The 12,247-nt window shown below is 73.8% G+C and carries 12 protein-coding genes; 7 read left to right on the top strand and 5 right to left on the bottom strand.

Annotated features, from left to right (window positions below):
* The 6 genes from ACOJUF_RS22110 to ACOJUF_RS22085 form a co-directional block, all read left to right on the top strand.
* On the top strand, window positions 1-1,158 hold a 1,158-nt coding region (locus ACOJUF_RS22110), incomplete at its 5' end, for an alpha/beta hydrolase family esterase (protein WP_420123967.1).
* 238 nt (window positions 1,159-1,396) lie between these two features.
* On the top strand, window positions 1,397-1,831 hold the full coding sequence (locus tag ACOJUF_RS22105; RefSeq protein WP_420123966.1) for a hypothetical protein: 435 nt from the start codon (window positions 1,397-1,399) through the stop codon (window positions 1,829-1,831).
* A complete protein-coding gene (locus ACOJUF_RS22100) occupies window positions 1,825-2,079 on the top strand; it encodes a helix-turn-helix transcriptional regulator (protein ID WP_420123965.1) in 255 nt (84 codons plus the stop codon). Before ACOJUF_RS22105 ends, ACOJUF_RS22100 begins: the two co-directional genes overlap by 7 nt.
* Window positions 2,076-3,038, top strand: a complete 963-nt coding sequence (locus ACOJUF_RS22095; protein ID WP_420123964.1) for an NAD(P)-dependent alcohol dehydrogenase — start codon at window positions 2,076-2,078, stop codon at window positions 3,036-3,038. The genes ACOJUF_RS22100 and ACOJUF_RS22095 overlap by 4 nt, the downstream gene beginning before the upstream one ends.
* Before the next feature lie 80 nt (window positions 3,039-3,118).
* Window positions 3,119-5,554, top strand: coding sequence for a M28 family peptidase (locus ACOJUF_RS22090; protein WP_420123963.1), 2,436 nt, complete (start codon window positions 3,119-3,121; stop codon window positions 5,552-5,554).
* A 120-nt stretch (window positions 5,555-5,674) separates the two neighbouring features.
* Entirely contained in the window at window positions 5,675-6,430 is a 756-nt protein-coding gene (locus ACOJUF_RS22085) for a hypothetical protein (RefSeq protein ID WP_420123962.1), read from the top strand.
* Between the two features lie 42 nt (window positions 6,431-6,472).
* Here ACOJUF_RS22085 and ACOJUF_RS22080 read toward each other — a convergent pair whose 3' ends face one another.
* Window positions 6,473-6,964 (bottom strand): anthrone oxygenase family protein, encoded by a 492-nt coding sequence (locus ACOJUF_RS22080; RefSeq protein WP_420123961.1) that lies wholly within the window; start codon window positions 6,962-6,964, stop codon window positions 6,473-6,475.
* An 80-nt stretch (window positions 6,965-7,044) separates the two neighbouring features.
* Between ACOJUF_RS22080 and ACOJUF_RS22075 the strand changes: the two genes are divergently transcribed.
* Window positions 7,045-8,037 (top strand): cupin domain-containing protein, encoded by a 993-nt coding sequence (locus ACOJUF_RS22075; protein ID WP_420123960.1) that lies wholly within the window; start codon window positions 7,045-7,047, stop codon window positions 8,035-8,037.
* Here the strand turns inward: ACOJUF_RS22075 and ACOJUF_RS22070 are convergent.
* The 4 genes from ACOJUF_RS22070 to ACOJUF_RS22055 all read right to left on the bottom strand — a co-directional run bounded on the left by ACOJUF_RS22070 (window position 8,001) and on the right by ACOJUF_RS22055 (window position 12,168).
* Window positions 8,001-8,453 carry a VOC family protein gene (locus ACOJUF_RS22070; protein WP_420123959.1) on the bottom strand — a complete coding sequence of 151 codons (453 nt, stop codon included), beginning with the start codon at window positions 8,451-8,453 and terminating at the stop codon, window positions 8,001-8,003. The two genes, ACOJUF_RS22075 and ACOJUF_RS22070, sit on opposite strands and share 37 nt — an antisense overlap.
* The gene (locus ACOJUF_RS22065; protein ID WP_420123958.1) at window positions 8,450-9,457 is read right to left on the bottom strand and encodes a 1-aminocyclopropane-1-carboxylate deaminase; all 1,008 of its coding nucleotides are present in this window, start codon (window positions 9,455-9,457) and stop codon (window positions 8,450-8,452) included. Before ACOJUF_RS22065 ends, ACOJUF_RS22070 begins: the two co-directional genes overlap by 4 nt.
* A gap of 145 nt (window positions 9,458-9,602) precedes the next feature.
* Window positions 9,603-10,022, bottom strand: coding sequence for a VOC family protein (locus ACOJUF_RS22060; RefSeq protein ID WP_420123957.1), 420 nt, complete (start codon window positions 10,020-10,022; stop codon window positions 9,603-9,605).
* Window positions 10,023-10,134: 112 nt separating this feature from the next.
* Window positions 10,135-12,168, bottom strand: coding sequence for a putative bifunctional diguanylate cyclase/phosphodiesterase (locus tag ACOJUF_RS22055; protein WP_420123956.1), 2,034 nt, complete (start codon window positions 12,166-12,168; stop codon window positions 10,135-10,137).
* Window positions 12,169-12,247 lie beyond the last annotated feature (79 nt).

Genomic DNA, 12,247 nt, shown 5'->3' with positions numbered 1-12,247 from the left:
GGCCCCGGGTCGGCGTCCGGCTCCGGGACGGCCGGACGGGCGGCGGCCCGGCCGGTCCCGCCGTCGACGACCGCCCGGTCGCCGCTCCGTCCGCCTCTCCGCTCGCCGTTCCGTCCGCGGGCGTCCGCCCGGCCGGGGGCGGGGCCGCCCGGTGCGAGCGTTCCGGTCACCCCGGGTCGGTGGATCCACCGGCACTTCCACGGCCGGCACGGCAGCCGGGAGTACGACGTCTACCTGCCCTCGGGCGTGCGGCCCGGGCGGCGCGTTCCGGTGCTGTTGCTGCTGCACGGGTGTCGGCAACGCCCGATCGACTTCGCCGTGGAGTCCGGATTTGTCGACGTCGCCGACGTCGAGCGATTCCTGATCGTGGCCCCGCGGCAGGAGCAGCACCACCAGTTCCAGCGGTGCTGGCGCTGGTACGAGTCCGAACACCAGGGACGGGGCAGGGGTGAACCGGCCCTGCTGGCCGATCTGGTCGGCGAGGTGCTCGCGGAGACCACGCTGTGGCACGCGGACCCCCGGCGGGTCTGGGCGGCCGGCCTGTCGGCGGGCGGCGCCATGTCGCTGATCCTGGCGACCACCTACCCGGACGTGATCGCCGCCGCCGGGGTGCACTCGGCCACCGCCTACCGCAGCGCCACGCAGGGTTTCAGCGCCCTCGGGGCGATGGCCGCCCACGGCTCGATGCCCGACCACGAGCTGATCGGCGGCGAGATGGCACCGGTCGTGGTGATCCAGGGAACCAACGATTCGGTGGTCCGGGCCCCGAACGGCGATCGCATCGTCGACCAGTGGCTGGCCTCCCGGGAGGCCGCCCCGCTGACCGGGCTGGACCGGGTCCGCCCGCTGGCGACCACCCGGGCGCTGGTGGTCGACGGGCGGCGGTGCATCCGGACCCGCTGGTACACCGCCCGCGGCCGCCGGGTGCTCGAGTACTGGCGCATCGACGGGCTGCGGCACGCCTGGTCGGGCGGGACGCGCAAGGCGGCGTTCGCCGATCCGGCGGGGCCGCCCGCGGCCGAGGTGATGGCCTCGTTCTTCCAGCGGCACCGCCTGCCGCCGGGGACCACCGGCGCCGACCGTCCGGACCGGCGGGCCACCGTCCCGGCCGAGCGGCCCGACCGCCCCCCGATGATCTGGTTCGACGACACCGACTGAGCCCGGCCGAGCGCACCCGAGGCTGGGGCCGGACCCCCTGCGACCGGGGCCGCGGTGGGGACCCTGCGGCCGGACCCTGCGCTGATCCAAGGCCCACTGAAAGCGACAATCCGGACGTGATTCCGGGTCTTGGATCAGCGCGCCGCCCGGTCCGGGCGACGAGGTCAAAGATTCTTGACACGACGTCGGCTTCGCTTTACATTCGTGGTGTCAAACATTCTGTACATCGGGAGTCCGGATGCCCATCGCCCAGAAGCGGGCGTGGGCCATGATGATCGCCAGCGCCCTGGCGTACGTGGTCTACGTCGTGCTCGTCGTCACCCGCCTGCAGGACCCGGTGGCGGACACGCCGTACATCGCGGCGATGCTCTGGACCATCGGCGGCAGCGTCCTGGCGACGGTGCTGGCCGAGGTCGGGTTCGCGATCAGCACCCGGCGGGAGGGCCGGGCGGCCCTGCGCACCGACGAGCGGGACCGCGAGATCGACCGCTTCGGCGACCATGTCGGCCAGGCGTTCGTGGTGATCGGGGCGATCGCGGCGCTGATCATGGCCATGCTGCAGTGGCCGTACTTCTGGATCGCCAACGCCGTCTACCTGGCGTTCGTGCTGTCCGCCGTGCTGGGCTCGGCCGCCCGGCTGGCCGCCTACCGCGAGAGCTTCCAGCCGTGGTGAAGCCGACGCGGGTGACGAATTCCATTCGCGCCCTTCGGTTCGCGCAGCACGAGATGACCCAGGCCGAGCTCGCCGACCGCATCGGCGTCACCCGGCAGACCGTGATCGCCATCGAGCAGGGGCGGTACTCGCCCTCGCTGGAGATGGCGTTCCGCATCGCGCACGTGTTCGGCGTCGGGCTCGACGCCGTCTTCCAGTACCGGCCGGACGAGAACGGGCCGGACGACACACCTCAGGAGAAGCCATGAAAGCGATCGTGCAGCACCGGTACGGGGGCCCGGAGAGCCTCGAGGTCGCCGAGATCGACCCGCCCGCAGTGGGTCCCGGCGATGTGCTGGTTCGGGTCCGGGCGGCGGCGGTCGACGCCGGCGTGCGGCACCTGATGACCGGCACCCCCTGGCTGATCCGGCCGGTCATGGGCTGGCGGCGACCCCGGCAGGCGGTGCCGGGGATCGACGCCGCGGGCGTCGTCGAGGCCGTCGGTGCGGAGGTGACCGATCTGCGGCCGGGTGACGCGGTGGCCGGCGGCGTCCGGGGCGCGTACGCCGAGCTGTGCGTGGCCCGGCGCAAGCATTGGGTGCGGATCCCGGACGGCGTCTCGTTCGAGCAGGCCGCCGCGGTGCCCACCTCGGGGGCCACCGCGCTCCTCGCGGTCCGCGACGCGGCCCGAGTCACGACCGGCCAACGGGTGCTGATCACCGGCGCCGGCAGCGGGGTCGGCAGCTACGCCGTCCAGCTCGCGACCGCCGCCGGGGCCGTGGTCACCGGCGTCTGCCGGCCCCAGAAGGTGGATCTGGTCAGGAGTCTGGGCGCGGATCAGGTGGTCGGCTACGAGTACCTGGCGGGGACCCGGAACCGGTACGACGCCGTCGTCGACATCGCGGGCAACACCGATCTGCGCGGGCTGCGCCGCCTGGTGACGCCCAAGGGGGTTGCCGTGCTGGTCGGCGGGGAGGGCAAGGGCGGCCTGTTCGGCGGGTTCGACCGCCAGTTGCGCGCGCTGTTCGTCTCGCCGTTCGTCAGCGCCCGGCTCAAGCCGTTGACCGTCGTCACCTGGGCCGCCGACGTCGAGCACCTGCTCGCGCTCGTCGCGCAGGGCCGGCTCCGGCCGGTGATCGATCGCACCTTCGGGCTCGGTGAGGTCGCCGATGCGCTGGCCGCCACCTGGACCGGGGCGGCCGCGGGCAAGGTGCTCATCACCATGTGACGGCCGCTTCGGCGGCGGTCCCGCGACGGACCGACGACCTCCGCCCGGCCGGGCCGGCCGACCTGGGTGACGATGACGGCATGCCGATCGCGTCCCGCACCCGCCTGGTCGCCGGGTTGCTGATGCTCGCGACGCTGGCCGTCCTCGGGGTGCTGTCGGTGCTGGCGGTCATGCCGGCGGCTCCGCGACCGGCCGACGCGCCGGCCGGCGACTTCAGCGCCGACCGGGCATTCGTCCACGTCGAGCGCATCGGGCAGCGCGAGCACCCGGCCGGATCACCGGCGGCCGGCCAGGTCCGGGACTACCTGGTCGGCACGCTGACCGGGCTGGGCCTGGACCCGCAGGTCCGGACGGGCATCGGGGCGACCGGCGAGCTGGGCGGCGTGTTCGGGATGGCCGACACCCGCAACGTCGTCGTCCGGATCCCCGGCACGGCGCCGACCGTCCCGCTGATCCTGATGGCGCACTACGACTCGGTCCAGGTCTCGTTCGGCGGCAACGACGACGGGGCCGGCGTGTCGACGCTGCTCGAGATCGCCCGCGCTCTGACCGCCGGACCGGCCCCGGCCAATGACGTGATCCTGCTGTTCACCGACGCCGAGGAGGCGTGCCTGTGCGGGGCGGAGTCGTTCGTGACGAACGACCCGCTGGCCGCGGGCCGGGCCGTGGTGCTCAACGTCGAGTCCCGGGGCTCGACCGGGCCGTCGGTGATGTTCGAGACCAGCCCGGGCAACGCCGATCTCGTGTCGGTGTACGGGTCGGCGGTCGAGCGACCGGTGGCCACCAGCCTGGCCGTCGAGGTCTACCGCATCCTGCCCAACAACACCGACTTCACCCCGTTCCTGGACGCGGGCCGGTTCACCGGCCTGAACTCCGCGTACATCGACGGGAGCGGCGTCTATCACTCGCCGCAGGACACGCCGGCGTCGATGGACCGGGCCAGCCTGCAGCACGAGGGGGAGAACGCGCTGGCCCTGACCCGGGCCCTGGCCGCCGCCGACCTCGCCGATCTGGCCGAGCCGGCCGCGGGCGACGCCACCTACTTCCCGGCCCTGGGCCGGTTGGTGCGCTACCCGGGGTGGCTGGTCTGGCCGCTGGCCGTCGCCGCCGCCCTGGCGTCCCTGGCGGCGGCGGCCGTGGCCGTGCGCCGCGGGATCGCCGGGCCGGCGCGCATGCTCGGCGGGTTCGGGCTGGCCGTCGTGCCCGTGATCGTGGCGCCCGTGGCCGCGCAAGGGTTCTGGGCCCTGCTGGTGGCGCTGCGGCCGCGCTACGCGAACCTGCTCGACCCCTGGTGGCCCGGCTGGTTCCGGGCCGCGGTGGTCGCGCTGGTGGCCCTGGTCGTGCTCGCCTGGTTCGGGCTGCTGCGCCGGCGCATCGGCCCGTGGCCGCTGATCGTCGGCGCGCTGGGCGTGCTGGCCGGGCTGGGCGTGGTGATGGCGGCGCTCGTACCCGGCGGGTCGTACCTGGCCGCCCTGCCTGCGCTGGCCGGTTCGCTGGGCGTGCTGGTCGTGCTCGCCCGGCCCGGTCTCGGCCCGCGGGTGGCGACCGGACTGGTGTCCGGGGGCGTGGCCGTTGTCATCCTGGCGCCGACGGTCTACCTGTTCTTCCCGGCCCTCGGCCTGGCGACCGGGGCGGCGGCCGCGCTGTTCGCGACCCTGCTCGCCCTGGCCCTGCTGCCCGTCCTGGACCTGGTGTACCCACCGCTGCCCGACCCGTCCCGGCGCGGATCAACAGCGCCGGCGCGGATCAACTCACCGGCAATGGGACCCGTGGGACAGGAAGAGACGATTTCATCCGCGCGCCCGTCCACACCGGCCGGCCGGCGGCCCCCCGGTCCGCGGTCCGGTCGGCACCGGTGGTGGACGGCGGCGCCGGCGCTCCTGGCCGCGGCGGCCGTCCTGGCCGGCACCGGGCTGGGGCTGCTGGTCGATCGGGTCGACGACGACCACCCCGATCCGGCCGAACTGGCCTACGTGCTCGACACCGACACCGGGCAGGCCCGCTGGGTGAGCACGGACGCCCGGCCGGGGCAGTGGGTGAGCCGGTACGTGACCGCTCCGGGCACCTCGGCCGACACGTTCGGCCTCATCCCCGGTCCGGTGACGACCGGTCCGGCCCCGCCGGCCGGCCTGCCGGCGCCGGAGGTCACGGTCCTCGACGAGTCCGCGGACGCGGTCGGCCGGACGGTCACCGTGCGGGTCACCCCGCAGCGGCCCGTGCGGCTGGTCCATCTCGGGCTGACCGACGTTCCCGTGCTCGGCGCCACGGTCGAGGGGCGGGAGGTGCCGCCCACCGAACTGGCCGGCGGACTGTCGGTCGTGTTCCACGCCCCACCGGCCGACGGCATCGACGTCACCCTGCGCCTGGGCGGCACCGGTCCGGCCGAACTGCACGTGCAGGACGGCTCGGACGGGCTCGACGGCCTGCCCGGTTTCACCCCGCGACCGGCCGGGGTCGGCATCGCCGGCTCGCACACCTCCGAGATGGCCGTCGTGGGCCGGACGGTCACGCTGTGATCGCCGCGGGTGGACCTGACCGGCCCCGGCCGTGCCCGCCCCCGGCCCCGACCGCAGTCCGTACAGTCGGGGACGACCACCGGCGCGTCGAGGCGCCGGCGCACGGCGGACGGAGTCGACATGCGCATCCCCGGACCTGGCGACGTCATCCGGCTGGCCGGGCAGACATTCGACGCGGTGCAGACGGCCGTCGGCCTGGTGCCACGGCTGGTCACGATCGTCGGCGAGGTCGAGACGATCATCGGCCGGGTGCAGCGGATCCTCGCTGAGGTCGAGGCGATCCAGGTCCGGGTCTCCGTGACGCTGGACCGGGTGGGCGAGATCCAGGCCGGGGTCGACGACGTCCGTCGCAACGCGGCCGCCCTGGTCGACCGGACCGGGGTGGTGGTCGACGACGCGGCCGCCCTGAGCGCCCGGCTGGAGCCGATCGTGCTGGCCTACGAACCGATCCTGCACCTGCTCGAGCCGACGGTGTCCCGGCTGGCCACGACGACCAGTCAGCAGGAGGTCGACGCGATCGTGCAGCTGATCGACATGCTGCCGTCGATCGTCGGCAAGCTCGACCGCGACATCCTGCCGGTGCTGGACACCCTGGCCACCGTCGCCCCGGACCTGCGCGACCTGCTGGACGTCTCCAAGGAACTCAACGAGCTCATCGGCTCCGTCCCGGGCCTGGGCCGGGTGAAGAAGCGGATCGAGGAGCGGCAGCAGGAGCAGGACGAGTACCGCGCGGAGGAGGAGCCCGCGGCGGCGCCGGATCGGGCGGCGGATCGCAGCGACGCGGCCGCAGCCGGGGGATCCGGCGAGCCCGCCCTCCCCTCGGAGACGGCACCCGCCTCGACCAACGGCGTCCTGGCGAGCGCGGGCGACCGCTGAGCCGGCGGACGCCCCTGCGTCGTCCGGCCCCCCGTGGCCGGATTACAGCAGGAAGGCGAGCAGCCCCGCGGTGGCGCAGCCGGTCCGCAGGTGGTTCGCCCGGCACCAGGTCCGCGCGAGGCGGGGCCAGGCGGCCAGGTCAGCCGGAACGGACGCGTCCAGGGCGGCCAGCCGGCGGTTGCGGGGCACATTGACCGTCACGGTGACCACGAAGGCGGCGAACGACAGCGCCGCTCCCGCGGTCACCGATACCGGTCGCCCGCCGCCGGTGAACCACGGGGCCACCAGGATCCAGACCGACCCGATCGCGGCGGCCGCGAAGACGAGCCCGAACACCGGCCGTTCGGCGAGCCGGTTGACCCGCTGCATGACCGCCACCGCCGCAGCTCCGGCCGCCGGGAGGGCCGGCATCACCAGGACGGAGAACGCCAGGTAGACCCCGGCGGTCAGGCCGGTCGAGACGGCGGCGACCACGGTCGCCGCATCCCCTGCCGCCCCGACGGCGCCGGACGGGAGCATCGTGGAATCCGTCATCGTGCCAGTGCACACCGAGCCTGCGCGATCATGAATGATGTAGACGCCAGCATCCATGCGCCAGCGTCTACAGTCGGGACATGGACCCGCTGTCGCAGCTGTTCGCCCACCCGCGGGCCGAGCGCGCGTTCAGCCTGCTGATGACCATGCGGTCGCCGTGGACGGTCGACATCGCCGACGGGTCCGCGCTGACGCTGATGGCCGTCATCCGGGGACGCTGCCGGGTCGCGGCGGGTCCGGTCGACCACGACCTGCGGCCGGGCGATGTGGCCCTGATCCGGGGACCGCGGCCGTACCGGGTCGGCGATCCGACCGGACACCCGCCGCTGGCCCGGATCGAACCCGGCCAGCGGTGCATCACCCCGGACGGCCGGCCGCTGCACGTCGCGTTCGCCCGCGGGCTCCGGCGGTGGGGCAACGATCCCGACGGTCCCGACGCGGTCGTGGTGGCCAGCTACGCCGAGGCGGGCAGTGTCGGCCGGTTCGTCACCGACGTCCTGCCGGACGTGGCGGTGGTGCCGGCCGGCCGGATCGACGCCGGTCCGGTGGATCTGCTGCACCGGGAGCTGCAACGCGACGGGCTCGGGCAGAGCGTCGTGCTGGACCGGCTGATCGACGTCGTGACGATCGAGGCGATCCGGGCCTGGGCCGCCGACCACCCGCCGGCCGGGGAGCCCTGGCTGGCCGGCGTCACCGACCCGGCCGTCACGGTCGCCCTCGACGCGATGCACACCCGCCCGGAGACCGCGTGGACGGTGGCCGGTCTCGCCCGGCTGGCGGCCGTCTCCCGGGCCGGGCTGGCCGCCCGGTTCCGCCGGTCGGTGGGGCAGCCGCCGCTGCGCTACCTGGCACGGTGGCGTCTGGCCCTGGCCCGCGACCTGCTGGGCGATCCCACCCTGACCCTGGACGCGATCGCCGCGCGGGTCGGCTACTCGTCCGGATTCGCCCTCAGCACGGCCTTCTCCCGCGAGTACGGGCACAGCCCCCGGGCCCACCGCCGCCGGATGGCCGCCCCGGTCGACCCGGTGGGTGCCGGTCAGCGCCCGCCCGCGACGAACACACAGAACGGGTGACCGGCCGGGTCGGCCAGCACGAACAGCGGCTCCTGCGCGTCGTCCGACCGGTCGCGCACCACCCGGGCGCCCAGGGCCAGAGCCCGATCCCGGTGCCGGAACAGCTCGGCCCGGGTCGGCACGACGGTGTCCAGATGCAGCATCGCGGGCCGGTCACCGCCCGGCCAGGTCGGCGCGACGTAGTCGGGGACCTGCTGGAAGGCCAGCGCCCGGGCGCCGTCGGCCCGGCACAGCACCAACCAGTCCGGGTCCGGACCGGCCGACGATTCGTCACCGGCGCGGTACCGCAGCCCGAGCAGCACCCGGTAGAACTCGGCCAGGCCGCGCGGGTCGGCGCAGTCGAGCACGGTCTGCCAGAGAACGGGCGCATCACCGGCCGGACCGGCGGTCGATTCGGGGCCGGCCGGTGGGGTCACGCGAAGATGCCCGAGTAGGCGTTCAGCGCCGGCTGACCCCCGAGATGGGCATACAGCACCGTCGATTCGGGCCCGATCTCGCCCTGCCGGACGAGATCGATGAGGCCGGCCATCGACTTGCCCTCGTAGACCGGGTCGATGATCATGCCCTCGAGCCGTCCGGTCAGGGTGATCGCATCGACGGTCGACGCCACCGGGATCCCGTACAGATCACCGGCCCAGCCGTCCAGGACGACGATCTCGTCGTCCCGCAGGTCGCGGCCCAGCCCGATCAGGTCCGCGGTCGCCCGGGCGATCCGGGCGACCTGCTCCCGGGTCGCGTCGATCTTCGCGGACCCGTCGATGCCCAGGACCCGGCGCGGCCGGTCCTGACCGGCGAACCCGGCGATCATCCCGGCCTGGGTCGAGCCGGTCACGCTGCAGACGACGATCGTGTCGAAGAAGACGCCCAGCTCGGCCTCCTGCCGCTGCACCTCCTGGGCCCAGCCGGCGAAGCCCAGCCCGCCCAGCCGGTGGTCGGACGCACCCGCCGGGATCGCGTAGGGCACCCCGCCGGCCCGGCGGACGTCGTCCAGGGCGCGCTCCCAGCTGTCCTTGAACCCGATCCCGAAGCCGCTCGGATCCAGCCGCACGTCCGCACCCATGATCCGGGACAGCAGGATGTTGCCGACCCGATCGTTGACCGGGTCGTTCCAGTCCACCCACTTCTCCTGGACCAGAACGGCTTTCATCCCGAGCTTGGCGGCCACCGCGGCCACCTGCCGCGTGTGGTTGGACTGGACGCCGCCGATGGACACCAGGGTGTCGGCCCCCCGAGCCAGCGCGTCGGGCACCAGGTACTCCAGCTTGCGCGTCTTGTTGCCGCCGAAGGCCAGACCGGAGTTCACGTCCTCCCGCTTGGCCCAGATGGCCGGGCCGCCCAGGTGATCGGTCAGCCGGTCGAGCCGGTGCACCGGGCTGGGGCCGAACAGCAGCGGGTACCGGGGGAAATCGTCCAGGGCCATCAGCGCACCCTAAGGGCTTCCTGGACGATCCGGCTCCGCCGTCGCCGAATTGCCGTCAGGACGCCCTTCCTGCCCTCGACGGTGGCCTCGCACGCTCGGCCGACGAGCGGGCCGCCGCCGGGGGAGCGCAGCGGGCCGCGTCCGGTCAGGACCCGCCGCCCGCGATGTTGACCAGCCAGTTGACCCCGAACCTGTCCACCAGCATGCCGAAATAGTCGCCCCACGGCGCCTTCTCCAGCGGCACGGTGACCGTCCCGCCGGCGGACAGCCCGTCCCAGAAGGCGCGGAGCTGGGCCTCGTCCTCGGGGCCACCGGAGAGCGAGACGCTGCCGTTGGGGTTCTCCGCCAGCGGCATCTGGCTCGGCGTGTCGGCGCCCATCAAGGTCAGGTCGGGGGTGACGAGCTGGCTGTGCATGACCAGCTCCTCCTCGCCCGGCCCGACCGGCATCCCGAATTCCTTGAACGTGCTGGCGGTCAGCTCGCCGCCGAACACCGAGTGGTAGAACTCCATCGCCTCCCGGGCCGAGGAACGCCAGTTCAGGTACGGGTTGAGGGTGGTCGCCATGTGCGGATCCTTCCGGTCTGGGGCGGTGGTCGAGGGACTGACCGTCGAGCTGGACGGTACTCATCGCCACCGACAGTGCGACTTTTGCCCGTTTCCGCGCCGGCCGGAAGCCTCACCGTTCCCGGACCCGGCCCCCGAAGACCTCGATCAGCCCGTCCACGGGCCCGGGCGGTCCGAAGTACATCCCCTGGGCCTGGTCGCAGCCCAGTTCCCGCAACGCTTCGGCCTGCTCCCGGGTCTCGACCCCCTCGGCCGTCACCGACAGCCCGAGGTCGTGGGCCAGGGTCAGGATCGACCGCACGATCTTGGCGTCGGTGTGGCCGGGATCGCCGGGCCGCAGGCCCGTCACGAACGACCGGTCGAGTTTGAGATTGGTGATGGGCAGGCGGCGCAGGTAGGTCATGTTCGAGTACCCGGTGCCGAAGTCGTCGATGGCGATGCCGACCCCGCACGCGGCCAGCGCCTGCAGCTCGACCAGCGGCTGGTTGTCCGACCCGATGACCGCCCGTTCGGTCAACTCCAGCTGCAGCTGATCCGGGGTCAGCTCCTCCTCCGCGAGCACCCGCAGCACTTGGTCGAGCAGCCGGCCGTCGGCCAGTTGCCGCATGGCGACGTTGACCGAGACCCGCGGCCGGGCGCCGGTCGTCCGCCAGAGCCACCGGGCCTGCCGGCACGACTCCTCCAGCACCCATTGACCGATCGGCACGATGATGCCCGACTCCTCGGCCGCGGCGATGAACCGGTCGGGACGGACCTGCCCGAGGCGGGGGTGCTCCCAGCGCAGCAGGGCCTCGAAGCCGATGGGCGCCCCGTCGGTGAGGCAGATCAGCGGCTGGTAGTGCAGGCGGAACTCGTGCCCCTCCAGCGCGGCCGGCAGCAGTTGGGCCAGGGTGTACTGGTCGACGTCGCGCAGGCTGCGTTCGGGGTCGAACAGGGCCCAGCGGTCCCGCCCCTCGGCCTTGGCCCAGTACAGCGTGATGTCCGCGGCCCGGACCAGCTCGGCGGGGTCGGAACCGGCCGCCGCCCGCTCGACCAGGCCGGCGCTCGCGGTCACGGTGTACGCCCCGCCGGCCACGATGACCGGGCGCGACACCACGGCCAGGGCGGTCTCGGCGACGGCGACGATGTCCTGCGCGTTCTCGGTGTCCTCGACCAGCACCACGAACTCGTCGCCGCCGAGCCGGGCCACCAGGACGTGCTCGCCGTCCAGCGCCCGGCCGAGCCGGGCCGCCACCTCGATCAGCACCCGGTCGCCGACCGCGTGCCCGACGCTGTCGTTGATCGCCTTGAACCCGTCCAGGTCCAGCAGGCACAGGCCCAGCCGGCGCACGGTCCCGGCGGAGACGGCGTTCTCCAGGCGCATCTGGAACAGGGCGCGGTTGGCCAGCCCGGTGAGGGCGTCGTGCCGGGCCTGGTACTCCAGCGTGCTCTGCAGCCGGTGGACGTCGCTGACGTCCTCCATCACGGCGATCTGGTACTCGGGCCGGCCCTGCGCGTCCCGGATCAGCGAGACCGTCAGCTGGGTCCACAGGGTGTCCCCGTCGCTGCGCACGAAGCGCTTGGCGATGCGAAAGCTGTTGATCTCGCCGCTGATCAGCTGCTGGTAGAGCTGCCAGACCTCGGCCGTGTCCGCCGGGTGGATGAACTCGCCGACGTTGCGCCGGCGCATCTCGTCGACGGTGTAGCCGAGCATCGTCTGCAACGCGGGATTGACGTCGAGGATGGCCCCGTCCACGTCGCCGACCCCGATGCCGACCGCCGCCCCGGCGAAGACGGCCCGGAACCGGGCCTCGATCTCGCGGGCGGCCCGCTCGGCCTCGCCCTGGGCGATCGTCGCCGCCGACCGGATCGCGTCCTGCTCCTGGAACGTGCGCTCCTGCAACCGCTCCGCGAAGCCCGCGGCCAGCGCACCCTGGAGCTCGCCGACCCGGTCGCGGACAGCGGCGTCGGCGGTGCGACCCCAGGTCCGCGACAGCAGCGCAACCGTTCGAGCAATGCTCGTCGGATGGGTGAAGTGGCGATCGACCAGCGTCGCCCCGACATGGCCGGCGGGCGCGGGATCGAACGGTTCCCCGGTCAGGCAGTCCACCAGCTGTCGGGTGAGATCGGTCAGCATGCCGGTGATCTCGGGCAGACCCAGCGGCACGTAGCTGGTGCCCGCGATCGTCCGCGCCCAGTCGGCGGCGAAGGCGCCGACCGCCTCGTCGCCACCCGTGGGCGAGGGG

Source organism: Nakamurella sp., from assembly GCF_048594475.1.
Classification (GTDB): Bacteria; Actinomycetota; Actinomycetes; order Mycobacteriales; family Nakamurellaceae; genus Nakamurella.
Note: the sequence above shows the minus strand (reverse complement) of the source record. Positions and strands in the feature narration are given on the sequence as shown.